The following is a 24,239-nucleotide window of genomic DNA, read 5'->3' as shown; positions in this document are numbered from 1 at the left end:
CCACCGGTCAGCGGGCGACGAGCTCTCGAGCCGCGAGCTCGGCGAGCACGCCATCGGCCCATTCGCGCGCGACCTCCGCGGCATCCATCGGCCCACCGGCATCGTGGCGGCCGTACTCCCCCACCCGCGTGGCGCCGCACGCGGCGAGCGCTTCGTCGATCATCTCGCTCCCCCGCGAGTAGGTCTTCGTGTAGCTGCGGTCGCCGAGACCGAACACGGCATAGCGGATGCCATCGAGCCCCGGCCGCTCGGACAGGAGCCGCTCACGTAACCCGCGCACGGTCGTGGGCAGTTCGCCGTCGCCGTAGGTCGAGCAGACAACGAGGTGCACTCGGCCGGGGTCGAGGTCGGCGAGGTCCAGGTCGCCGAGGTCGACGACCCGCGTCTCGGCGCGATCTCCGAGGTGGCGCGCGAGGTCTTCCGCAACGAGCTCGGCGTTCCCCGACTCGGTGCCGAAGAGGAGCGTGACGGGCACGCTGCTCTCCCCGCCCGTTTTGGAGCGCGACACCGCAACCGTCGGGAGCGGGGTCGACGTGTCGGCCGCGGCGGCGAGCAGATCCTCCCGCGTGCGGAGCTTGGCCCGCACGCGGCCGGGCGCGGCCCGGAGCGTCTCGCGCGCGTCGATCCGTCGCCATCCGTCGAAGTCGACGTGATCGGGGAGGTCGAGGGCCGCGAGACCTGCCGCTCCGCCGGTGATCGCGCCCTTCGCCACGTCGTCGGCGAGGACGCGGGCGAGGCCTCTCGCGTCGGCGCGCTGATCGGGGATCGTGCCGCGCGGGCCGCGGCGCAGCCAGCCGGCCACGTAGAGTCCGGGCTCGATGCGCCCGTCCGGGTAGGCGCCGGGCTCGACGAGGGTCGTCGGATCCGCGGCGAATCCGACGGCGGTGACCACTGCGTCCGCGTCGAGCCGCACCGCGCCGTCGGCGCCGCGAAAACGCACGCCCTCCGCCGATGCCGAACCTTCGATCGCCTCCGGGGTGAGACCGAACCACCAGTGCACCTGCACCCGGGCGGTTTCGTCGGCGGCGCGCTCGAGCGTCCGGACGGCGTCGACACGGGCGTCCTTGCCCTCGGGCACCGCCGTGAGGTCGGTTCCGTGCACCGTGTGGCCGATGCCCGGGATAGCGGCGAGTTCGCGCACCATGACGGGGTCGAACTTGGCGGTCTCCGGCGCGGAACGCCCGACGACGTGCACGACACGGACATCGCCCGCGACGCGCCCGTGCACGGCGTCGTCGACGTCGCTCCCGTCGAGGTCCGCGCCCGTGCGAGCGATCAACCGCACGACGTCGAGCGCGACGTTGCCGTGGCCGATCACCACCACGCGAGGGCCGAGCGCGACGTCGTCACCGTGATGGTCGGGGTGAGCGTTGAGCAGTCGGGTCAGTGCCCCGGCACCCACGACCCCGGGAAGGTCGGCGCCCGGTACGGTGAGGCGCGCGTCAGCCGAGACACCCGAGGCGAGCACCACGGCGTCGAAAGCGGAGCGGAGCGCGTCGAGCGGGACGTCCTGCCCAACCGCGACGCCGCCGTGGAATCGCACGCCCTCCTCGGTGAAAAGGCGGTCGAACTGCCGCGACACCGACTTGGTGCCCTGATGGTCGGCGGCGACTCCGTAGCGCACGAGACCGTAGGGCACGGGCAAGCGATCAAAGACGTCGATCTCGGCGTGGGGGAAGGAGCGCCGAACCGCTTGCGCGGTGAAGCAGCCGGCGGGGCCCGAGCCGACGATCGCCACGTGGGGAACCATCGCAGCCGGGGCGGCGGACGGCGTCTCGGCGAGGGGGACACGAGCGGCAGCCGACGTGTTCCAGGTGACGGGAAGCTCCAGCATCCCGCGGAACACCCACCCACCGATCACGGCCGGGCGTTCCGGGTGCAGATCCACGCTGCGGAGGCGCTCGAACAGACGCGGCAAGCCGACCGTCGCCACCTCCGCCTTGGCGACCCAGGCGCCCAGGCACACGTGGACACCCTTGCTGAAGGCGAGGTGCGGCTTGACCTCGCGGCGGATGTCGAACTCCGCGGCATCCGCCCAGACGTTCTCGTCCCGGTTGGCCGAAAGGATGCAGATGCCGAGCTTCGCCCCGGCGGGAAGCCGCACCCCGGCGAGCACGGTGTCGGTCGTGACCTGACGCGAGTACAGCCCGATGGGTGCGATCCAGCGGATGGCCTCGTCGAACACCGCGGGCCAGAGGGAAGGATCGGCCTCGACCGCGCGGCGTTGGTCCGGGTGCTCGAGCAGAGCCCACGCGGCGACACCGAGGGCGTCGCGCGGCTCGTTGAGGCCGCCGCCGATCGTCATCTTGATGTTCGCGCGGATCTTCTCGATCGGCATCTCGTAGTCGGCGATGCGCAGCAGCGTCGAGATGAGCGAGTGATCGGGGTGCTTCGCGTGCCACGCGAGCATCTCGTCGAGGGCGGCGTCGACCTCGTCGAAAGAGCGCTTGCCCTTGGTCCACACCTCGGGGTCGTCGGCGTAGTTGCCGGTCGCGTCGATCAGCGTCTGCGACCAGCGCTGCAGATCTTCCTGGTGCACGTTGTGGAAGCCGAGGATCTCGCGCAGGTTCTCCGCCGCATACGGCGCCGCGAAATCCCAGATGATGTCGGCACCCGGCCCCTTGGCGAGCATCTCGTCGAGGTAGCGGTCCGCGTTGCGTTCGAACACGCTGGTCCACGTGCGCTTGACGACGCCCGGCCGCAGCACCGGTTGCCAGGCCTTGCGCTCGGGGTAGTGCTCCGGATCGTCACGGCGCAGCATGGAATGCCCCATGGCACGGATCTGTAGCGAGCCCTCCTCGTTCGCCGAGAACGTCTCCTGGTCGAACTCGGTCGTGTGCACGGCGTCATAGGTCGTGATGAGGTAGCGGCCCACGCTCGGAACCCAGTGCACGCCGCCTTCGGCGCGCAGTCGGTCGTAGATGGGGAACGGGTCGCGGTACAGGTCCGGGATCGTCACCCAGTCGGCGATCGGGGCGGGTCGGCTCACGGTGCACTTCCTCGTGTCGGTGTTCGGCGGCGAACAGTTCGAGTATGGTTCGATGCATACCCCGGGGAAAGCGGTTATTTCCGGTCTCATTCTTCGATAGAACCGATGTGAGGTGCGCCCGATGCCTGACGTGCCCGACTTCACGCTGCGGCAACTGGCCTATCTCGTCGCGGTGGCCGACGCCGGAACCATCGCCTCCGCGGCGGCGGACGTCCGCATCTCCCCGTCGACCCTCTCCGACTCGCTCGCCGACCTCGACCGGCTCGCGGGCACGCCGCTTACAGTGCGACGCCGCGCGCACGGGGTGTCGCTCACGAGCGCGGGGGCCTACGTCGTCGAACACGCCCGGCCTCTGCTGGCGGCATCCCGCGAACTCATGATCGGCCTGCGCGCCGAACCCGGAGAACTCGTCGGGCCCATCACGATCGGGTGTTACCCGACCCTCGCCCCCACCGTGCTGCCCCCGCTCCTGCACGACTTCGGTGAGGCCCACCCGCGGGTCGACCTCCACATCCGCGAGGCCACCCACGATCAGCTCGAGGGGCGGATCGAGTCGGGCGAGGTCGATGTCGCCTTCGTGTACGACACCCTGGTTCCCGGCCATCCGCGCCGCGAGCGCCTCTTCGCCCTGCCCGCCCACGTGCTGCTCGCCGCCGACGACCCCTTGGCCCAGGGAGAGAGCGTGCGGCTCGAGGACGTCGTGTCGCGCGACCTCATCCTGCTCGACGCCCCGCCGTCCTCGGCGCACACGCTGTCGCTGTTCGAGGCGCGCGGGCTCACCCCGCGAATCCGTCATCGCACCGCCAGCTACGAGGCGGTTCGCACACTCGTCGGCCGCGGACTGGGCTACGGCATCCTGGTGCAGCGCCCCGCGAACCCGGCCAGCTACGAGGGCTACCCTGTGGCCATGAAGGAGATCTCGCCGCCCGTCGATCCCGTCGGCATCGACGTCATCTGGTCGGCGACGATCGATCCACCCGAGCGTGTGCGAGCCCTGGTGTCGTTCGCTCGTTCGATCCGCTGGACGTCGTCGTGAGCGTGTTGCGCTGGGCGGTCAAGACGTCCCTCGTGGGCTACGTGCGCGGCATGAGCGACGGGGCGGTCGTCGTCGCGGGCGGCGTGCGCGAGACTGACGGCGGATTCGTCTTCGCCGGCGAGGGGCACCGGTTCTCCGGCAGCGTGACCTTCACCGGCCACGGGGGGATGATGCGCGTGACCCTCGCCGACCCGGCTCTCGTCGACCGCGCGGGCACGTGGGTGCTCGAGATCGCCGACCCCGACGACGACGGTGTGAGGCTGCCCTTCGCCACGGTCGCGGCGTTCGACGGATCCACCGGCACGGGGGTCGCGCTCACCGCCGACGGCGCGGACCTCTTCTTCGGCCCGTACGAGGCGGGCACACCGCTCGAGGATTTCCGCATCGGCTCTTGAGCCGATTGCCTCAGCCCAGAGCTGCCGCGAACGCGGAACGGCCGGGGCACCCGTGGGTCTCCCGGCCGTTCGTCGGCGGCTTTCAGGCGTCAGTCCTCGTCGTCATCGTCTTCCTCGTCGTCATCGCCCACGATCTCGATGTCCTCGACCTCGAGCTCAGGCGTCAGCTGGACGTGCACAAGCGCGTCGGGGAACGACGTCGCACCGGCGAACACGACGATGACCGCGTCGGCGAAGACGCCGACACCCACGGCCTCGAGGTCGGTGCGCAGGTCGATCTCGGCATCCACCTCGTCGTCGTCGAGCGCGTCCTCGATGTCGGAGACGACCTCGTCGACGATCGCGCGCCAGCGGTCCTCGCTGACGCCCAGGATCTCGGAGAGGGATGCCATGATCGCGTCGATGTCGGGATCGTCGACGTCGTCGATCTCGGGGTCGAGGTCGACCTCCACCTCGACGCCGGCGGCGTCCAGATGGGCGAGGCCGACGACGGTGTCGTCGTCGATGCTCGGCTCGTCGAGCAGTCCGCTCTCGGTGACGCGGCGGAGAAGGTCGTTCAGCACGGACTCAGTCATACAGGAACGATGCCACGACGAGCACCATCCGTGTAGCCCCTTGGCAACTCGCACGAGGAGTACCGCATTTCGTCACCCGTCGTCTACCCGGCGGCGGCTACGAGTCGCCCCTCAGAACGCCGAGGCGGGGGTGCGATACGTCGCACCCCCGCCTCGGAGTCGTCACTGAGGAATCAGCAGGCGACGATCTGAGCGTAGGCCGCCCTCTGCGGCGGATTCGACCACCCGGCCGCCGACGCGACTTGCTGAGCGATCAACGCACCCTGGAAGTAGAGCTTCTTGTCCGGGCTGAGGAAGTACCCCGCCCCGACAGGCTCCGTACCAGCCGGCATGGCCGCGTAGGAAAGGTCCAGGGAATTGACAGCCCTCCTTGCACGGTAGGCCGTTCCGTCTGTCTTGAAGTAGTCCGCGAACTGCACGTCGTCCTGGCAGTCCTGCCAGCCGGTTGCCACCTGCACGCTGCCCACGACGAACGATCCTCCCCAGTACAGCTGATCACCGAGCAGGAAGAACCCGGCGCCGACGGGCTTGGCACCCAGTGGAGTGAGGCCGGGCGCCCACGAGCGGTTGGCTGCGGCGGCGCCGCGGGCACGGAAGGCGGCACCTGTGGCCACCCGATACGTCGCCAGCTGCGACGGCCCGCTCTCCTGGGCGAACTCGGCCCATCCGCGTGCCGTGGCGACCCCCGTTCGGATGCTCGCGTTACCGAAGTAGAGAGCGCCGCCCGGAGTCAACCAGTACCCCGCGCCGACGGCCACCGCGTCGGAGGGAACGCTGTTGTAGATGGTGGGATTGACGGAGGTCTGGTCCGCGAGGAAGGCATTGCCCTGCGCACCCCGGTAGTCGGCGAACTGCCGGTCGACTTGCGGGTTCATCCAGCCAATCGCCTCGGTGACACCGGTCGCGACCAATGTGCCTCGGAAGCTGAGCACACCGTCACCGCTGAGGTAGTAGTCCGCACCCCGCGGCTCGGATCCGATGGGCGTCAAGCCTGTGGTCCAGACGGCGTCCTGCGGGATGGCACGCTTCGCCCGGTAGGAGGCCAGGTCAGCGGTACGGTAATCGCAGAAGGGGTCCTGCCCGTTTGCCCATCCGGCCCCCGAGGTGACGCCCGTCCGGATCGCGGCGCCCTCGTACCACAGATCCGTGCCGGCGAGGAAGTAACCGTAGCCCAATAGAGCGGCCCCCGATGGCGTGCCGCCGTAAACGGGGTTCCCCGCGACTGTCCCCGCGGCCCGCTCCGCGACCCCGTTCTTGAAGTAGTCGGCATAGAACTGATCGTTGTTGCGGAAGTACCAACCGACCGCACCGGTCACACCATTGGTGACGCCCTGACCGTCGAAGTACAGCACCCCGGTGCTGTCGAGCGCGTATCGAGCTCCGATCAGGTTGGCGTTCAGGGGCGCATTGCCCGCTATCCACGTGCTTTGGTTGGGGGTCGCACCCCGAGCGCGCAGAGCCTGTCCATCCGTGCGTCTGTAGGTGGCATAGAAGTAGTCGTTGTCGCTCCATGCCCCGACCGACGCGATTCCGGGGGCAACGAGCGTCCCCTCGAACCACAGCTCGTTCGTCGAGGTGCGGAAGTATCCGAAACCGAGGAGCTGTGCTCCGGCCGGCGCGTCCGTGTAGGTCTTCTGGTTCGGCTGCTCGCGGTGCGCACGCCGCACGATCCCATCGGAACCACGATAGTCGGCACGACTACCCTGATCCTTCGAGTCGTACCATCCCACCGCGTCGGCTACACCGGTGACGACGAGCTGTTCCTTGAAGTACAGGCTTCCCGCTGAGGTGAGGAAGTAGCTGTTGCCCAAGGGCACGGCGTCGGCGGGAAGGCTCGGGTAGGACTCCTCGATGCCCCTGTCCCAGAGTCGGTGCAGTTTGCCGTCCGCTGTGCGCACATCTGCATGCGTCCCGCCGGAGTCATTCCACGTCATCACTTTGTCGATCTGAAGATTGACCTTGTCCGCGCCCCAGTACAACGTGTTGTCTGCCGTGAGGAAGTAATCACTTGTGAGAGCTTTGACGTAGGCCACTCCCGTCGGCCGGAACGTCTGATCGGCCGGCCGCTCGTTACCCGCCTGATATCCGACGCCGTCGCGAGTCACGTACGTGCAAACCTGCTCGTTCCAGGTGCGGAACCACCACCCGCTTGCGGAGATGACGTCCGTTGCGATGAGACGACCCTGCCAATACAGCTCTCCGCTCGGGGTGAGGAAGTAGTCCGCCCCGACAGCGGCTGCGTCGTTCGGCATCGGTGAGTATGTGCGCTCGATCCGTTCGTCTCGCGCGCGCGCCAAGGCTCCAGAACTGAGGCGGAAGTCGCAGCAGGTGTTGTCGCGATCGGACCGCGCCACGGCCGATTCGACGGTTCGTGCGACGATCTTGTCGCGCCACCGGAGGACGCCGTCAGCGAGGAAATACCCACCGCCGAGCGCCGTCGCATTAGTCGGGATGCCCGTGTAAGGCGTGTCTGTCGCAGACTCGTACCGGGCGCGGTAGGCCTGCCCCGCCGTGGTGATGTAGTCCGCGTAGTTGGCCTGACCCACCTGGTGCCACCCCATGGCGCTGACAACGCCCGCCACCAGCAGCTTCCCCTGGTAGTAGAGCTCCCCGTTCGCGGCGTCGAAATGATACTCCGCGCGAATCGGCACTGCGCCTGCAGGCATCGGTGACAGCATGAGGTCGATCTTCTCGAACTTCATCCGGACGGCTGCCCCCGACTTGAGACGGAGGTCCGCGTGCAGATCACCACCGGAGGTGCACCATCCGGTCGCCACGTCGACGCCCGCGGTGGCGAACTTGTCGTCCCAGTAGAGGTCGCCGTTGGACGCGAGGTAGTAGAAGCCGCCCACAGGCTTCGCACCCGCGGGCACGTTCGTGTACGCGTTATCGCGAGGCCGGTGCTCCCACGCGCGAAGCGCCTTGCCCGACTGTGTCATGTAGTCGGCGTACGGGGCGTTGCGAGCGCGGTGATACCACCCCGCCGCCGAGGCCACCTGCGCGGCCACGAAGTTCGCCTGGTAGAAGAGGTCGCCATCCGGCGACAGGAAGTAGTCCGCCCCGATCGGCACGGCGTTCTCGGGCATCGGCGAGAAAGTGGCGATGATGTTCTCATCGTGCGCCCGAACGAGAACGCCCGTCGTCAACTCGATGTCGGCGAAGATCTCGTCATTGTCGGCCCATGCCACCACCGACCTCACGTTTCCGGTGACCGGCTTGGCATCCGTGTCCCAGACGAGATCGCCGGCGTCACTCAGGAAGTATCTCTGTCCCACGGGACGCATGCCAGCGGGCACCTTGTCGTATTCGGCCTCCACTCCGCTCCACTTGGCGCGGTACTTGCGGCCGTTGGACAGAACGTAGTCCGCGTACTGCGCGTTGTATCCGCGGTGGAACACGCCGACAGCCGTGACCACGCCGGTTGCCACTCGCGTGTTCTCGAACCACAACTCCCCGTTCGCGGAAAGGAAGTAGTTCGCACCGACCGGTTTCGCCCCCTTGGGGGTGTTGGCCCAGGTCTGGGCGATCGGATTCGTCTGCGATGCCCCCAGTGCGTTGGTGTTCGGCGCGACCGTCACGAGCGTGTTCGCGACGAGCGAGCCGGCAGTGGCCGTGATCGAATTGTCGGAAGCCCCCACCCCGATGTTGATGGGAGGCACGGCGTACTTCCCCGACGCGTCTGTGACACCGCTGTTCGAGCTCGAGCCGCCGTCGAAGGTGTAGCCAGAGGGCAGCGACACAACCACGGACGCGCCCTGGACTGGTTGGGAGCCATTGAGGAGGGACACCTGGACTCCGGTGAGAATTCCGCAGGCGACGGCGGCGTAGGTCGTGTTGTCGAATGCGAGGCGCAGGCCCGAAGCGGCGTGGGCAGGCGCGGCGGTGGCGACAGCGATGGCAGGAACGGCCCACGCCGCTCCGGCGAGGACGGTACGACGACCGATCGGCTTGGCCGTCGCCTGTCCGTCCTCGACGCTGACTCCCCGTTCGGGCACGTCAATGGTCACTTATGTCTCCCCTGAGGTAGTGCGGCCGTCTGCGGCCCCAAAATGCGAATAGAGGCATCGGGTGCAAGCCTCAGGGGAGACTTAACGGCGGATGAGGCGCGCCGATCGAACGCACGGCGGTGCCGCGCCACCGGGTGATCTAGCCGAAAGCGCGGGAGTTCAGCCCTCGGCGGAGGCTGGGCGGGGGTGTCGCGCCACAGTGATCACCCGCGGCGTCACCTGCCTGTGGAGGAACCGTGGACCGGGAGATCCCGCGGCTGCACGGAACTGCTGATATCCGGGCTCAGCGAGCGATCATGCGCTCCGCGGCCTCGACCACATTCGTCATGAGCAGGGCCACCGTCATCGGGCCCACTCCACCCGGGTTCGGGGACACGTACCCGGCGACCTCGGCCACGTCGGGGTGTACGTCGCCGTAGACGCGGTCTTTTCCGGTCTCGGGGTCGGTCTCGCGCGTCACACCGACGTCGAGCACCGCCGCACCGGGCTTGACGTGTTCGGGACGCACGATGTGCTTGACTCCGGCCGCGGCGACGATCACGTCGGCCTCGCGCAGGTGCTTCGCCAGGTCGGTGGTGCCCGTGTGGGTCAGGGTCACCGTCGCGTTGATCTCGCGGCGGGTCAACAGCAGCCCGATCGACCGACCGATCGTGACGCCGCGACCGACGACGACAACCTCCTTGCCCCGCAGGTCGTAGCCGTTGCGCAGCAGCAGCTCGATGACCCCGCGCGGGGTGCAGGGCAGCGGCGTCGTGATCGGTGCGTTGACGTTGAGCACGAGCCGCCCGAGGTTCGTGGGATGGAGGCCGTCGGCATCCTTCGCGGGGTCGATGCGCTCGAGGATCGCGTCGGTGTCGAGGTGCTTCGGCAGCGGCAGCTGGACGATGTAACCGTGGCAGGACGGGTCGGCGTTCAGGCCGTCGATGACCGCCTCCACCTCCTCCTGCGTGGACTCGGCCGGCAGCTCGACCTGGATCGAGTTCATGCCGATCGCCTCGGATTGCTTGTGCTTCATGCCGACGTAGAGCTGCGAGGCGGGATCGGCACCGACGAGCACGGTCGCGATCCCGGGCACGATCCCGCGCTCGCGCAGGGCCGCGACCCGCTCGGCGAGCTCCGTCTTGATCGCGGCCGCAGCGGCCTTGCCGTCGAGTCTCGTCGCCGTCATGGCATCCCTCTTCCTCGTGACGATCGGGGTCACCCCGTCACGCATAAACGCTTCTCACTCGCATAAACGCGTTCTGCCCGTGTTTATGGGCGCGGATCGCGTTTATGCCTCGGGCCCGGCCGCTCCGCAGGACGAGCGTGTGACCGGATGCCGAGCCCCCGCCGCCGAAGGACGGGAGCACCGGATGCCGGGCGGGGCCGCCGCGAGGGCGCCCCGCCCCGGCGGGGCTTACTGCTGCAGGTCGGGGTACAGCGGGAACGCCGCGGTGAGCGCGGCCACGCGGGAGCGCAGCGCCTCGAGGTCGGCATCCGGCTGCAGGGCCAGGGCGATGATGTCGGCCACCTCGGTGAACTCGGCGTCGCCGAAACCGCGGGTCGCGAGGGCCGGGGTGCCGATGCGCAGGCCCGAGGTCACCATCGGCGGACGCGGGTCGTTGGGGACGGCGTTGCGGTTGACCGTGATGTGGATCTCGTGCAGCAGGTCTTCGGCCTGCTTACCGTCGATCTGAGCGTCGCGCAGGTCGACGAGCACGAGGTGCACGTCGGTTCCGCCCGAGCGCACGGCGATGCCGGCGCTCTTGACGTCATCCTGCGTGAGACGGTCGGCGAGGATCGCCGCACCCCGCACTGTGCGCTCCTGGCGCTCCTTGAACTCGGGCGTCATCGCGAGCTTGAACGCCGTCGCCTTCGCGGCGATGACGTGCATGAGCGGACCGCCCTGCTGGCCCGGGAAGACCGCGGTGTTGATCTTCTTGGCCAGATCGGGGTCGTTGGTGAGGATGAGGCCCGAGCGGGGTCCGCCGATCGTCTTGTGCACCGTGGTCGAGACGACGTGGGCGTGCGGGATGGGCGACGGGTGGACGCCCGCGGCGACGAGGCCGGCGAAGTGCGCCATGTCGACCCACAGGTACGCGCCCACCTCGTCGGCGATCGCGCGGAACGCGGCGAAGTCGAGCTGGCGCGGGTACGCCGACCATCCGGCGATGATGACCTTGGGCTTGTGCTCGACGGCGAGACGGCGCACCTCGTCCATGTCGATCACCGATGTCTCGGGGTCGACGCCGTACGCGACGATGTCGTACAGGCGGCCCGAGAAGTTGATCTTCATGCCGTGGGTCAGGTGACCGCCCTGGTCGAGGGCGAGGCCCAGCAGCGTGTCGCCGGGGCGGGCGATCGCGTGCAGCACGGCGGCGTTCGCGCTCGCGCCCGAGTGCGGCTGCACGTTGGCGAACTCTGCGCCGAACAGCGCCTTGGCGCGCTCGATCGCGAGCGACTCGGCGACGTCGACCTCTTCGCAGCCGCCGTAGTAGCGGCGGCCCGGGTAGCCCTCGGCGTACTTGTTGGTCAGCACCGACCCCTGCGACTGCAGCACCGAGACGGGAACGAAGTTCTCCGACGCGATCATCTCGAGGTAGCCGCGCTGGCGGTCGAGCTCCCGCTCAAGCACCTGGGCGATCTCGGGGTCGACCTCCGACAGGGGGGCGTTGAAGTACGGATCGGTCATGCGATCTCCTTGACGATGGTTCCGGATGCCGCGGACTCGGCGAGTCCGCGGAGATACCGCATCGACCCAGGCGTGCGGTCGAATACCGTCAAGCGGTCGCTCCCCGGTGGTGGCCCACCTCAACGCCAGTCGCGACGTCTTCACATTACCGGGTCCGCGCGCGACGCGCCCGGGCCAGTCGCTCACGGGCGAGCTATCCCGGATGCCGCGCGCCGGCGCCCGCGTAAAATAGCGGCGTGACCGACACTCCCCACGTCCGCGCGCAGGCGCCCCTCGCCCCCGGAATGCGTCCGCGCCCGACGGCGGTCGAGATCGGGAGCGTCCTGTGCGGTATCGCCGCGTTCCTGAGCCTCGCGATCTGGGGCTTCACCGCGTGGCCGCTCCCGTGGAACATCGTCGCGGGCCTCGGAGCGCCCGCCTTGGCGATCCTCGTCTGGGCGCTCTTCGTTTCGCCCCGCGCGGTGCTGGCCGTTCACCCGTTCGTCCGCGCCCTCGTCGAGCTGTTCGTCTACGCCGCGGCGACGATCGCATGGTGGAGCATGGGTCAGGCCTGGATCGGCCTCGTGTTCGCGATCGTGGCCGTCACTTTCGGTGCCCTGAACGGCCGCCGGCGCCTGGCGTGACTCCCGACGTCGTCGCGCTCCTGCGGGCGGAGCTGGGCGATCGCGTCGACACCTCGCCCGCCGCGCTCGAGTCCGCGCGCGCCGACAAGTCCGGCCATGCGTCGGCCGGGTCGCCCCTGGCGGTGGTGCACGCGGCATCCGTCGACGACGTCCGAGCGGTTCTGCGTATCGCGACAGCCACCCGCACGCCGGTCGTCCCCCGCGGCGCCGGCACCGGGCTCGCCGGCGGAGCGAACACCGGGCGCGGCGAGATCTCGCTGTCGCTGCGCGGCATGGACCGGCTGGTCGAGGTCCGCCCAGACGACCTTCTCGCGGTGGTCGAGCCCGGCATCCTGAACGCCGAGCTGAACGCCCTTCTCGAACCCCACGGGGTGTGGTGGGCCCCCGACCCTGCCAGCCGCGCGATCTCGACGGTCGGCGGCAACATCGCCACGGGCGCCGGAGGGCTGCTGTGCGCGAAGTACGGCGTCGTCCGCGACGCGGTGCTCGGCGTCGACCTCGTGCTCGCCGACGGCCGACTCCTGCACCTCGGGCATCGCAGCGTCAAGGGCGTCACGGGCCTGGACCTCACCTCGCTCGTCATCGGATCCGAGGGCATCCTCGGCGTCGTGGTCGGTGCGACCCTCAAGCTCCGTCGCCTGGTCGCGGGTGAGCGCGTGACGCTGACGGCCCTGTTCGACGACGTGCGGACCGCCGCCGTGGCCTCCGCGGCCGTGACGGCATCCGGCATCCAGCCCGCGATCATGGAGCTCATGGATGCCACGAGCCTCGCGGCCGTGCACCGCCTGCTGTCGATGCCGGCTCCGCCCGCGGGCGCCGCGCAGCTCACCATCCAGACCGACGGACCCGTCGCCGCCGACGAGGCCCGGGCGATCGCGGAGGTGCTCCGCGGTGCCGGTGGCCAGGTGGCGGTCGCGGTGGACGACGCCGAGGGAGAGACGCTGCTGGCCGTGCGCCGCGCGTTGCACCCGGCGATGGAGACCCTCGGGACGACGCTCATCGAGGACGTCTCGGTGCCGCGCAGCGCCCTGCCCGCGATGTTCGACGCGATCGCGCGCATCGAGCGGAGGTTCGGCCTGAACATTCCCACCGTCGCGCACGCGGGCGACGGCAACCTCCACCCCAACTTCGTCTTCGACGGCCCCGACGTGCCCGCCGTTGTGTGGGATGCCGCCGAGGAGCTGTTCCGCGCCGCCCTCGACCTGGGCGGGACGCTCACGGGCGAGCACGGGGTGGGTGTGCTGAAGCGGCGCTGGCTCGCCGACGAGCTGGGGGACGACCAGTGGCGCCTGCAGCGCGACATCGCGCGCGTCTTCGACCCGCTCGGCATCCTGAATCCGGGCAAAGTGTTCGCAATCTGACCTCCGCGCACCGGGCGTAATCAGAACGTGACAAACGTCACGGCTCGGGCGCAGAACCCCCGCCTACCATGGAAAGACTGACTTTTGTGGGGGGTTCACCTATGACCGACGGCGCGAACGGCACCGACGGCGTCACCTACGCCTGGACTCCGGCCGAGCCCGCGAAGCGGAAGAACCGCTCGGGGCTGTGGATCGGCATCCCCGCGGGCGCGACCGCGGTCGCCCTCATCGCGGCCTCGCTGGTGCTCATCGCCCCCGGCGCATCCGTGGCGGGCGTGCAGATCGGCGGCTTGACGGCGGGCGCTGCGGCGCAGGCGATCTCGGCGCGGCTCGCCGACACGGAGATCACCGTCGAGAGCCCCGCGGGAGAGGTGACCGTCACCGGAGCAGACCTCGGCGCGACCGTGGATGCCACTGCCATCGCCGAGAAGGCCTTCGCCGACAACCCGATGTGGAAGCCGTCCGCGTGGTTCCCCGCCGGCACCGGCGTCGAGGTGCAGATCGACCCCGCAGAAGCGGCGACCGTGCTGCGCGACCGCGCCCCCGGCACCTACCAGGCACCGGTCGACGCGACCGTCGCCTTCGACGCCGGCTCGCAGACCTACGTGACGACCCCCTCTGAGGCCGGAGAGGGCATCGACATCGCCGCGGTCACCGCCGCGCTGCAGACCGCGTTCGACGAGGGCACGGTCGCCGCGACCGCACAGGCCGACCTCGTCCCGGTCGAAGCCCCCGTCACCACCGAAGAGGCCGACGCCGCCGCCGCTACGCTCAACGGCATCCTCGATTCCGCCGGCTTCTACGTGGGTGACGAACGCACGGTGCCGGTCGACCGCGCCGTCGCGGCATCCTGGCTCACCGTCACCTCCGACGGCGAGGGCGACTTCGCGATCACGGCCGACGAGGCGGCGATCCAGTCCGTCGTCGACGGTCTCGCGGGTGCTGTGGACCGCCCCGCCGTGAACGCCGACGTGATCGTCGACCGCGGTGGCGAGGTCATCCACGCCCGCGTCGAAGGACAGACGGGGCGCGCGATCGGTGACACCGCTGGCATCGCCGCCGCCTTCGCCGAGCAGCTGTCGGAGGGCAACGGGAAGTACGCGCTGAACGTCACCGAGACCCCCTTCGAGACCACCACGACAGAGCGGTGGATCGACGTCAACCTGAGCGCGCAGACCGTGACCCTGTACGAGAACGGCCAGGTCTACCGCAACTGGTCGATGTCGTCGGGCAAGAGCGGGTGGGACACCCACACCGGCAGCTTCCGCATCGGCTGGAAGACCCCCATGCAGGACATGGGCTGCGTCCCCGGTTACGACTGGTGCACGAAGGACGTCCCGTGGGTCGCCTACTTCAACGGCGACGAGGGCTTCCACGGCACCTACTGGCACAACAACTTCGGCACCCCGATGAGCCACGGCTGCATCAACCTCACGATCGCGAACGCCAAAGAGCTGTACGACTGGGCCTACCGCGGCACCGAGGTCTCGGTCCACTACTGATCGACCCGCAGACAGGGGCCGGATGCCAGCGGCATCCGGCCCCTTCTTCGTATCCGGTGCGCGGGCGGAAGCCGTGCGTCGCCACGGCGCAACCCCTGCATCCTGTGCCGTCGGGGCCCCGGGCGCCGCACCGGCCGGGGTTCCGCCGGAGTTATGCGGCGCGAAAAGGAGAAAGGTCGGATGCCATGGCATCCGGTTCCTTCTTCGCGCCCGGTGGGCGAGCAGAAGCCGCACGTCGCCGCGCGCCCGTGCCCGCCGGGCACAACTCCTGCACTCCGCGCCCGCCGGGTCCCCAAGCGCCGCACCGGCCGGGGTTTCGCCGGAGTTATGCAGCGCGAAGACAAGAGCGGGACGGATGCCGGTGGCATCCGGCCCCTGCTCGCCCCCGGTGCGCGAGCAGAAACCGCACGCCCGCCGGGCACAACTCCTGCACCCCGCGCCCGCCGGGGCCCAAACCCCCCACCCACGAGGGTTCCGCCGGAGTTATGCAGCGCGAAGACAAGAGACGGGCGGATGCCAGCGGCATCCGGCCCCTTCTCCGCACCCTGCGCGCGGGCAGAAACCGCACGCCCGCCGGGCACAACTCCTGCACCCCGCGCCCACCGGAGCCCCAAACCCCCCACCCACCAGGGTTCCGCCGGAGTTATGCAGCGCGAAGACAAAAGAGGGGCGGATGCCAGTGGCATCCGCCCCTCTCGGGTCGGGGAATCAACGCAGGGCGTCGATGATCCCGTTCAGCGTTGCGGAGGGACGCATGACCTTCTCGACCAGCGCGGTGTCGGGGCGGTAGTAGCCGCCGATCTCGGCGGCGTGGCCCTGCACGGCGAGGAGCTCCTCGACGATGGTCGACTCGTTGGAGGCCAGAGCCTCGGCCACCGGCGCGAAGACCGCGGCGAGGTCGGCATCCGTCGTCTGCTGCGCCAGCTCCTGCGCCCAGTACAGGGCGAGGTAGAAGTGGCTGCCGCGGTTGTCGATCGTGCCGAGCGCACGGCCCGGCGACTTGTCGTTCTCGAGGAACGTGCCGGTGGCGGCATCCAGCGTGTCCGCGAGAACCTGCGCACGCGCGTTGCCGGTGAAGCCGGCGTAGTGCTCGAGCGAGGCGGCGAGGGCGAAGAATTCGCCGAGCGAGTCCCAGCGGAGGTAGTCCTCCTCGAGGAGCTGCTGCACGTGCTTGGGCGCCGAGCCGCCCGCGCCGGTCTCGAACAGTCCACCGCCGGCGAGCAGCGGCACGATCGAGAGCATCTTGGCGCTCGTGCCGACCTCGAGGATCGGGAACAGGTCGGTGAGGTAGTCGCGCAGCACGTTGCCGGTCACCGAGATGGTGTCCAGGCCGTGGCGGAGACGGGCGAGCGTGTAGCGGGTGGCCTCGGCCGGCGGAAGGATGAGGATCTCGAGACCGTGCGTGTCGATCGTCGCGAGCGCCTGGTAGACCTTCGCGATGATCTGGGCGTCGTGCGCGCGGTTGACGTCGAGCCAGAACACGGCCGGAACGTTCGTGGCGCGAGCGCGGCGCACGGCGAGGTTCACCCAGTCGACGATCGCGACGTACTTCGTCTGCGTCGCGCGCCAGATGTCGCCCGGCTGCACGTCGTGCTCGATGACGACGTTGCCGTCGCCGTCGACGATCTCGACGCGGCCCGCGGCGCTGATCTCGAACGTCTTGTCGTGGCTGCCGTACTCCTCGGCCGCCTGCGCCATGAGACCGACGTTCGGGACGGTGCCGATGGTGGCCGGGTTCAGCGGACCGTTGGCGATCACGTCGTCGATGACGGCCTGGTAGACCCCCGCGTACGACGAGTCGGGGATGACCGCGAGCGTGTCGGCCTCTCCCCCGTCGGCGCCCCAGAGCTTGCCGCCGTTGCGGATGAGGGCGGGCATCGAGGCATCCACGATGACGTCCGAGGGGACGTGCAGGTTCGTGATGCCCTTATCGGAGTTGACGTACGACACGCGCGCGGCGGCGTCGACGGCCTTCTCGAACGCCGCAGCGATCTCGGCGCCCCCTTCGACCGAGCCGAGGCCCGACAGGATGCCACCGAGGCCGTTGTTCGGGTTCAGACCCGCGGCGGCGATGGTGTCGCCGTACTGCGCGAAGACGTCGGCGAAGTACGCCTTCACGACGTGACCGAAGATGATCGGGTCGCTGACCTTCATCATCGTGGCCTTGAGGTGCACCGAGAACAGCACGTCGTCGGCCTTGGCCTGGGCGACCGTCTCGGCGAGGAACGCGTCGAGAGCCGCGGCCGAGAGGAACGTGGCATCCACGATCTCGCGCGGGAGCACCTTGAGGTTGTCCTTCAGCACCGTGACCGTGCCGTCCTCGGCGGTGTGGCGGATGGTGAGCACGTCGTCGTGGGCGGCGACCCACGACTTCTCGTTGCTCTTGAAGTCGTCGTGCCCCATGGTGGCGACGCGGGTCTTCGAGCCCTCGGCGAACGGCTTGTTGCGGTGCGGGTGCTTCTTGGCGTAGTTCTTCACCGCGAGCGGGGCGCGGCGGTCGCTGTTGCCCTCGCGCAGCACCGGGTTGACCGCGGAACCCTTGATGCGGTCGTAACGCGCCCGCACGTCTTTGTCTTCGACGCTCGTCGCGTCGTCGGGGTAGTCGGGGACGTCGTAGCCCTGCGCTTGCAGCTCGGCGATCGCGGCCTTGAGCTGCGGGATGGATGCCGAGATGTTCGGCAGCTTGATGATGTTGGCCTCGGGAAGAGTGGCGAGGCCACCGAGCTCGGCGAGCGCGTCCCCCACGTGCTGCTCGGGCGTGAGTCGCTGCGGGAAGGCCGCGAGGATACGGCCGGCGAGCGAGATGTCGCGGGTCTCGACGTCGACGCCCGCCTGCGTCGTGACGGCCTGCACGATGGGCAGGAACGACGCGGTCGCGAGCGCCGGCGCCTCGTCGGTGTACGTGTAAATGATGGTGGAATCGGGCACGTCGAATCTCTCCGTAGAGGCGGCCAGGGTTGCGCTCCAGCCTATCGCACCGGCGCAAAGTCTCTTGATATCGAGATACTTCGGGGCGGTTCGTCGCTTCGATGTCCACAACACGCGGACGGCGGAGGTCGGCATCCGCGTGTTCTGGACACCCAACGGGGATGGGGGCGGTGCGCCACGCGGGTGGGGTGCCGGGACGGGGGCGGGGGCGCCGCTCGGGTGGGGCGCTCCTCCGGCGGGCAGCGCCGGAAACGGGGCGCGACGGCATCCGGAATGTTGCGCGGATCGGCGGGCCGGATAGCCTGGGCGCATGGCCGACCTTCGTCTCGTCGAACTTTCCGCCGCCACGATCGTGGCGGTGAACAACCTGTCGCTCAAGCCCGGGCAGGAGCAGTTCCTCGCTCCGGTGAGCTACGGCATCGCCGCAACGGTCATGGATCCGCAGACCTCCTGGCAGCGCGTCGTGGTCGACGGCGACGAGGTCGTCGGCTTCGTGAGCGCCAACTTCGACCCCGAAGCGCACGAAGAGCACTTCCGGTCGGTGCTGTGGCGGATCAACGTCGACGCCGACGACCAGGGACGCGGCGTTGGCCGCTTCGCCCTCGGCGAGCTGCTCGATGAGGCGCGCCGTCGCGGAATGGACCACGTCGACGTCATCTACGAACCCGGTGTCGGCGGCCCCGAGGCGTTCTTCCAGCGCGCGGGCTTCGAGCCGGTCGGTGAGACGGAGTACGGCGAGACCATCGCCCGCGTTCGCGTGTGAGGACGAGATCGTCGGCGGCGGGGGTGAAACGGCACCCCCGGGACCCCGACTCGCCCTTACCGTCGTGAGATGTCCTCCCCTCGCTTCTCCCTCCCTCTCGGCGTTGCCATGGCCGCGTTCGGTTTTGCACAGCTCGGAGCCGCCCCTCAGTGGTGGAACGTCGCCACGACCGTGGTGATGGTCTCGGGCGGAGCGATCCTGGTCGTGCAGGGGCTCATCTCCGCGGGACGGCGGACCCGTGGGCGGGCCACCGACGCGTTGTGAGCTCCGCTCGGATGCCGTGACGCAACCGTGCGCGCCGTGGTCAGCGCAGGTCGCGACGCAGGAACGATCCCGCTCCTACCACGACGACACCAACGAGCCACACGCTCGCGAGGAGCGCGGCCAGACTCTGATCAACGCCACCGTCGGCGAGGCCGAGCACGGACAGGTCCAGGCCTCCCGCCCGCAGAAACGTCGGCAGAGGCAACCACTCGCAGAACGTCGGCCACACCGGAGCGAGCATCACCGCGAGGCTCAACGAAATGGGCGCGACGAAGAGGGCCGGCAGATGCGCCTGCACGAGCAGCCCGACCCCGAGACCCCACAATGATGCCGCCGCGGCCACGACGATGGTCGCGGCCACGTCGCGGGCGTGGAGCCCGAGCAATGCGAACGCTGGCACCAGAGCCAGGCGTGCCCCCAGCAGCGCCGCCATCCCTACGGCCGCTCCCCCGAGAGCGGTGAACGGGATGCGGCCGACGAGCGCCCACCCCCGCGGTTGCACCGTGGCGCGTTGCGCCACCACACCGACACGGCGGTCGATCGTGTATCGGAACGAACCGTAGATCGCGGCCATCACGGCGGCGTAGACCGCGATCACCGTTGAGAGCGTTTCAGCGAGGAGGACCTTCTCCGCGTCCGGAGCGAGTGCGACATCCGTCGGAATGCTCGCCGCGATCGACGCCGACAGCACCGCGGCGACCCCCGCCACACCCACGAGGGGCAGGTCTCGCGCTGCGCAGAGCGCCTGTGACAGGACGGTGCGCTTCAGGCTCGTGGGCAGCGCGATCCGGTCGGTCATGGCGCCCCTCACGCGAACCGCCGCCGGCCGATGGCCCACGCGGCTGCCGCCAGCGCCACGGTCCACACCACGGCGATCGGGCCCGCGACGGCGGCCGGGAGAAGATCGGGATGGTTCTGCGGCGAAGCCAGCCCGGCGAGCGAGAGGCCTGGCGAGAACCGTGCCACCTCAGGCGCCGTCCCCAGCAACGCCAGTTCCAGAGCGAGCGGGCCAGCCAAGACCACGGCGGCGGCGACGTAGTAGTTCCCCACGACCCATCCGACGGATGCGCCCATGACCGAACCGAGCAGCGCACCCGGCAGCGCTCCGACGAGCGTTGCCGCCGCCCCGGCCGAAGGGACCGGGGCGATGCCGTGAAGGGGGAGAACGATTGCGACGACCGCGGACCACACCGCAACCACCCCCGTCGTCAGCAGGAGACCGACCGTGACAGCCGCCAGCGCCTTCGCCACGAACACCCTGCGGAAGCCGAGCTCGACCACCGTTCGGTTCATCGACACGTAGTAGAACTCCCGGGTCACCCCGAACGCTCCGGTGAATGCGGCGACGACGAAAGACCATCCGATCGGAGCGAGGGCGATCTGCGTCGCCGTCGTGGCATCCATGGTCGTGATGTGTCCGAGGGTGTCGTCGCTCGTCAGGATGATGAGCGGCACGAAGACCGCGAGCACGATGACCGCGAGCGTGCTGAGCCCGCTCCGCGCGCGGAGCACCTCCGAGCCGATCGCCCCGATCATGCGCGGCTTCCCTCGACCAGGGCGAAGTAGCGATCCTCGAGGGTGTCGCCCTCTGCGCGAACGAGGTCACGGAGCGCCCCCGCGTATACGACGGTTCGCTGAAGGATCACGACTTCGTCGACCGTGTTCTGCAGCTCACCGAGCTGGTGACTGGACACGAGGACCGTGCCACCGGCGGCGGCGTAGGCGCGCAGATATCGGCGAAGCCACCGGATGCCGTCCGGGTCGAGGCCATTGGACGGCTCGTCGAGAATGAGCGTGCGCGGTGTGCCCATGAGAGCCGCGGCGAGGCCGAGGCGCTGCACCATCCCGGTCGAAAAAGTCTTGACGCGCCGTCGAGCGTCGTTGCTGAGCCCGACTTCCTCCAGCACTTCGTCGACCCGCTGGCGGGGTGCGCCGACCGCCAGCCGCACGATCTCGAGGTGCCGCCGCGCGGTGATGCCGACCTCGAAGCCGAATCCGTCCATCTGGACCCCGACGTGTGCCGACGGCTGTGCGAGTGTGCGGAAAGGGACGCCGTCGATCAGGGTCTCCCCTGTGCTGGGGGATGTGAGCCCGACGATGGCGCGCAACGTGGTCGACTTGCCCGCACCATTCGGACCGAGGAGACCGACGATGCTCCCCCGGCGCACGGTGAAGGACACATCATCGACGGCAGTGCGCGAGCCGTACTTCTTCGTGAGGTGTCGTACCTCGATGGCGTTGTCTGTCATGACTGGCCTTCCTGAGAACCGGAGAGGGAGGAGGGGAATGCGGTGAGGAGCGTGGAAAGCGGCCCGGTCACGTGTGAGGACCACACCTGGGACAGGAGGGAGCGCGTCCCCAGCTGGACGAACGCGCGACCCGCGGACGGCAGCGCGTCGCCCGCAGCAACGTCGACCACCCCTACGGCGGTGGCCTCGACGCGCACGCCCGTGGCGGCGAGCGGCGTGAACGCGGAGATGGGGACCGAGAGGGTCCAGGATGTCTGTGGCCGGACGGTGCCGACGGCCACGCGCGCGTCGCCGAGGATGCCGCTGGTCATCAGTTCGACGGGGGTACCCGCGGTCACGGGGACGGCCGCGGAGCCATCGGCGGGCACTACGAGGACCGGCCTCCCGTCCACGAGCAGGAAACCGGCGGCGCGGGCGTCCGCGACGGGGACCACGGCAGCCGCCGTGATGATCGCGGCGAGAAGGGTAGCGCCCATCACGAGGCCGCGCAGGCGTCGCCGCCCCTGCCGGACACTGGCCGCGAGCCAGCGCGCGACCGGCACTCCGACGGCGACGAGCACCACCACTTGCAGGGCCAGGGCAAGGAACGCTCCGAGTGCCCCCGTCCCGGACAATGCCCGCACGGCGCGCTCGAGAGCGAACCACACCAGCGTGGTGGGAACGGCGACGCTGAGGAGGCCGAACGGGACGCTCCACCACCGCGCCAGCGCGCGGGGTGGCGGCTCGGTGCCGAAGAGGAGCCAGCGCACGGTCGCGCCGGCGTCGGCCATCGTCCGCGCGCGGAGATTCGGCTCATCGACGGCGCTCATCAGCGCGATGTAGCCGTCGAAGCGAACGAACGGGACGAGGTTGACGAGGACGACCGCCGCACATGCGCACGAAAGGACGAGAAGGGTGCGGCGCACGTCCGGGTCGGTCGTGAAGAGCGCCGCCAGAGCCGCCGCGCCGCCCATCACGGCGTGGACGGCCGGACCGGCGAGCGCGACAGCAACGCGCAAACGGCGGGACGGGAGGCGCCACGCGTCGGTGACATCGACGAAAAAGGCGGGGCCGAGGTAGAGCAGCATCACACCCGCTCGCCGCGGTCGGGCCCCCGCGGAGGTGAGCATCACGCCATGTGCGGCCTCATGGGCGAACGTCGCCGCCACGAGGACCACCGCGACGATGAGGACATCGACCATGGGAAGAGGGGATGTGAGAGCGGTGATCGCACCGCTGGCCTGCATGATCAGCGCCGCGCCGCCGAGGACGACGCACACAGCGGCCCCCCACGGCACCCAGCGCCCGAGAACGGGTCGCAGCACGCGATGGAGGACCTCGAACAGTTCGGGGGCGCGGAGTGTGGCGAACTGAATCGTCAGGGGCGGCCGATAGGTCATGCGCCCGGCCAGCGGTCGCTCCGATCCCTCGAGGAGACCCGCGTGGCGGAACCGATCGATGAGGTCCGCGAATGCGCCGGTCGGCTGCTCGGGCGCGAAACGCCGGTGCAGTTCGGCCACGCTCGTGGCCCCATCCATGGCGCGCAGCAGCTCGGTCGTCGCGACCGATGCGCGCGAGACCGGCACCCCGTCGACGGTGACGAGCCAGGAGTCCGGCCCGCCGGCGCGCTCGAGGCGAACGGATGCCGACAGCCGTGGCGGCGCGGCATTGTGGGGGTTCTGCACGTCAGCCGGCACGGTACTCACCGCCCTCGACGCGGCTGTGCAGGAGCATCATGCTCTCCGCGTCCGCGTCGCCCGGACTGCGGACGGGGATGACGTCCGGCGCGAGGAAGCCCGCTTGCGTCAGCTCGTCCGCCACCGTCGCGGCGTCGAGGAGGTGGAGTCTCGTCGTGAGGACGGGTACCGGCCCCGGCGCAGTCGGGAGGGGTAGCGGCATCCAATTGACCAGTCGGCGGGAACCGACGGCGTCGACCTGTTGCGATTGCAGATAGACGACCGTGTTCCCGCCGGAACGAACGGAGATCTCGCGATCCACCGAGGTGCGCAGCGTGCGGTGAACGGCGTCGCCGGCGACGGAGAGCACGAGGGATCCGGACGGGCGGAGATGGCGCCGGACGGCGGCGAACAGGCGGCGACGATCGTCCCGTTCGAGCAGAGTGATCGATGTCGCCGCGAGAACGGCGAGGTCGAACACCCGGCCGAGGTCGAATGTCCGCATGTCGGCGAGGACGAGATCGCACGCCGAGCCGGCGGGGAGCGCGTTCCGCAGGCGCTGCAGCATCGATGGGGAGAGATCGAGTGCGGTCACCGTCTTGCCGATGCGGAGCAGCGGAAGAGTGACCCGCCCGGTGCCGGCGGCGAGATCGAGCACCGCGGGCCCGCTCCGGCGGGCCACGGCGAGCACTTCTCGGATCTCGGAGCGGTCGGGACCGACGAGCTCGTCGTAGAAGCGCGCTCCGTGACCGTCGTAGACGTCACACGGCTCGGCGGTGCACGCGGCCTCGTCGAGTCGACGGCGCACGGTGGCGGTGAGGGGAGCGGTCATGAAACCTCGTTCCGTGATTGCAGGGGTCCGTCGAGGGGGACACGAGAGGTCGTCTCCCCCTCGACGGCGTTCAGGTGGCGATGGTCACCGCGGCAGCGGCGATGGCGATGAGGTAGGTGGCGTGCTCCCACCACTCCATCGGCGCGTCGAGCTCATCGAGTTCGTCGAAGCGCAGCGCGAGATCATTGGACATGTGTCACCTCCTCGGGTGCATCAGGACGGAAGGAGCGCGAGCGACGTCGGCAGCTCCGCCTAGGTGGCTGAAAGTGCGATGAGACCGATCGCCACCCCGTAGCCGAAGCCGCGAAGCCAGTCCCACCCGTCGTCGGGCGCCTCCAGCAGGTCGAGCTCGACGAAGTCGAGCGTGGAAGTCGAATGCATGTCACCTC

Annotated in this window: 20 protein-coding genes and 1 riboswitch; of the genes, 7 read left to right on the top strand and 13 right to left on the bottom strand. The window is 69.6% G+C overall.

What is annotated here, in order from left to right; translation table 11 throughout:
* Positions 1 to 7 precede the first annotated feature (7 nt).
* A complete protein-coding gene (locus P5G46_RS12175; RefSeq protein WP_375094637.1) occupies positions 8 to 2,989 on the bottom strand; it encodes a cytochrome P450 in 2,982 nt (993 codons plus the stop codon).
* Positions 2,990 to 3,110: 121 nt separating this feature from the next.
* Here P5G46_RS12175 and P5G46_RS12170 point away from each other — a divergent pair, with 121 nt between their 5' ends.
* Together P5G46_RS12170 and P5G46_RS12165 are read left to right on the top strand one after the other, a co-directional pair.
* Complete coding sequence (locus tag P5G46_RS12170) at positions 3,111 to 4,025, top strand: LysR family transcriptional regulator (RefSeq protein ID WP_239274939.1); 915 nt, start codon at positions 3,111 to 3,113, stop codon at positions 4,023 to 4,025.
* On the top strand, positions 4,022 to 4,420 hold the full coding sequence (locus P5G46_RS12165; protein WP_375094639.1) for an HtaA domain-containing protein: 399 nt from the start codon (positions 4,022 to 4,024) through the stop codon (positions 4,418 to 4,420). The genes P5G46_RS12170 and P5G46_RS12165 overlap by 4 nt, the downstream gene beginning before the upstream one ends.
* A gap of 89 nt (positions 4,421 to 4,509) precedes the next feature.
* On the opposite strand, the gene P5G46_RS12160 is transcribed toward P5G46_RS12165, so the two are convergent.
* From P5G46_RS12160 to glyA, 4 genes are all read right to left on the bottom strand, one after another.
* Positions 4,510 to 4,995, bottom strand: a complete 486-nt coding sequence (locus P5G46_RS12160; RefSeq protein WP_239274937.1) for a cytochrome C5 — start codon at positions 4,993 to 4,995, stop codon at positions 4,510 to 4,512.
* Between the two features lie 173 nt (positions 4,996 to 5,168).
* On the bottom strand, positions 5,169 to 9,002 hold the full coding sequence (locus P5G46_RS12155) for a hypothetical protein (RefSeq protein WP_408905792.1): 3,834 nt from the start codon (positions 9,000 to 9,002) through the stop codon (positions 5,169 to 5,171).
* 283 nt (positions 9,003 to 9,285) lie between these two features.
* Positions 9,286 to 10,170: a bifunctional methylenetetrahydrofolate dehydrogenase/methenyltetrahydrofolate cyclohydrolase gene (locus tag P5G46_RS12150; RefSeq protein ID WP_239274935.1), complete on the bottom strand. Its 885-nt coding sequence runs from the start codon at positions 10,168 to 10,170 to the stop codon at positions 9,286 to 9,288.
* A gap of 228 nt (positions 10,171 to 10,398) precedes the next feature.
* Positions 10,399 to 11,673: a serine hydroxymethyltransferase gene (gene glyA / locus P5G46_RS12145; protein ID WP_239274934.1), complete on the bottom strand. Its 1,275-nt coding sequence runs from the start codon at positions 11,671 to 11,673 to the stop codon at positions 10,399 to 10,401.
* Positions 11,674 to 11,730: 57 nt separating this feature from the next.
* Positions 11,731 to 11,816, bottom strand: a riboswitch (ZMP/ZTP riboswitch).
* Between the two features lie 93 nt (positions 11,817 to 11,909).
* Between glyA and P5G46_RS12140 the strand changes: the two genes are divergently transcribed.
* From P5G46_RS12140 to P5G46_RS12130, 3 genes are all read left to right on the top strand, one after another.
* Positions 11,910 to 12,296 (top strand): YrdB family protein, encoded by a 387-nt coding sequence (locus P5G46_RS12140; RefSeq protein ID WP_239274933.1) that lies wholly within the window; start codon positions 11,910 to 11,912, stop codon positions 12,294 to 12,296.
* Complete coding sequence (locus tag P5G46_RS12135; RefSeq protein WP_408905791.1) at positions 12,293 to 13,657, top strand: FAD-binding oxidoreductase; 1,365 nt, start codon at positions 12,293 to 12,295, stop codon at positions 13,655 to 13,657. The genes P5G46_RS12140 and P5G46_RS12135 overlap by 4 nt, the downstream gene beginning before the upstream one ends.
* A 101-nt stretch (positions 13,658 to 13,758) precedes the next feature.
* Positions 13,759 to 15,159 (top strand): L,D-transpeptidase family protein, encoded by a 1,401-nt coding sequence (locus tag P5G46_RS12130; protein WP_375094643.1) that lies wholly within the window; start codon positions 13,759 to 13,761, stop codon positions 15,157 to 15,159.
* Positions 15,160 to 15,867: 708 nt separating this feature from the next.
* Here the strand turns inward: P5G46_RS12130 and P5G46_RS12125 are convergent.
* Positions 15,868 to 18,087 (bottom strand): NADP-dependent isocitrate dehydrogenase, encoded by a 2,220-nt coding sequence (locus P5G46_RS12125; RefSeq protein ID WP_375094644.1) that lies wholly within the window; start codon positions 18,085 to 18,087, stop codon positions 15,868 to 15,870.
* A 310-nt stretch (positions 18,088 to 18,397) separates the two neighbouring features.
* On the opposite strand from P5G46_RS12125, the gene P5G46_RS12120 reads away from it, so the two are divergent.
* Together P5G46_RS12120 and P5G46_RS12115 are read left to right on the top strand one after the other, a co-directional pair.
* Positions 18,398 to 18,850, top strand: coding sequence for a GNAT family N-acetyltransferase (locus P5G46_RS12120; protein ID WP_239274929.1), 453 nt, complete (start codon positions 18,398 to 18,400; stop codon positions 18,848 to 18,850).
* A gap of 69 nt (positions 18,851 to 18,919) precedes the next feature.
* Entirely contained in the window at positions 18,920 to 19,114 is a 195-nt protein-coding gene (locus P5G46_RS12115) for a hypothetical protein (RefSeq protein WP_239274928.1), read from the top strand.
* Between the two features lie 40 nt (positions 19,115 to 19,154).
* Here P5G46_RS12115 and P5G46_RS12110 read toward each other — a convergent pair whose 3' ends face one another.
* From P5G46_RS12110 to mpaA2, 7 genes are all read right to left on the bottom strand, one after another.
* Positions 19,155 to 19,913, bottom strand: a complete 759-nt coding sequence (locus tag P5G46_RS12110) for a hypothetical protein (protein WP_408905790.1) — start codon at positions 19,911 to 19,913, stop codon at positions 19,155 to 19,157.
* 8 nt (positions 19,914 to 19,921) lie between these two features.
* On the bottom strand, positions 19,922 to 20,650 hold the full coding sequence (locus P5G46_RS12105; RefSeq protein WP_239274926.1) for an ABC transporter permease: 729 nt from the start codon (positions 20,648 to 20,650) through the stop codon (positions 19,922 to 19,924).
* Positions 20,647 to 21,363: an ATP-binding cassette domain-containing protein gene (locus tag P5G46_RS12100; protein ID WP_239274925.1), complete on the bottom strand. Its 717-nt coding sequence runs from the start codon at positions 21,361 to 21,363 to the stop codon at positions 20,647 to 20,649. Before P5G46_RS12100 ends, P5G46_RS12105 begins: the two co-directional genes overlap by 4 nt.
* On the bottom strand, positions 21,360 to 23,027 hold the full coding sequence (gene mpaP / locus P5G46_RS12095; RefSeq protein WP_239274924.1) for a daptide biosynthesis intramembrane metalloprotease: 1,668 nt from the start codon (positions 23,025 to 23,027) through the stop codon (positions 21,360 to 21,362). The genes P5G46_RS12100 and mpaP overlap by 4 nt, the downstream gene beginning before the upstream one ends.
* Before the next feature lies 1 nt (position 23,028).
* Positions 23,029 to 23,850, bottom strand: coding sequence for a daptide-type RiPP biosynthesis methyltransferase (mpaM, locus tag P5G46_RS12090; protein ID WP_375094648.1), 822 nt, complete (start codon positions 23,848 to 23,850; stop codon positions 23,029 to 23,031).
* Positions 23,851 to 23,920: 70 nt separating this feature from the next.
* Positions 23,921 to 24,043, bottom strand: a complete 123-nt coding sequence (gene mpaA3, locus P5G46_RS12085; RefSeq protein WP_275437870.1) for an MpaA3 family daptide-type RiPP — start codon at positions 24,041 to 24,043, stop codon at positions 23,921 to 23,923.
* Between the two features lie 59 nt (positions 24,044 to 24,102).
* A complete protein-coding gene (gene mpaA2 / locus P5G46_RS12080) occupies positions 24,103 to 24,231 on the bottom strand; it encodes an MpaA2 family daptide-type RiPP (RefSeq protein WP_275437869.1) in 129 nt (42 codons plus the stop codon).
* Positions 24,232 to 24,239: the final 8 nt, after the last annotated feature.

Source organism: Microbacterium mcarthurae (assembly GCF_046064585.1).
Classification (GTDB): Bacteria; Actinomycetota; Actinomycetes; order Actinomycetales; family Microbacteriaceae; genus Microbacterium; species Microbacterium mcarthurae.
The sequence above is the reverse complement of the archived record's forward strand: the minus strand, read 5'-3'. Positions and strand labels throughout refer to the sequence as shown.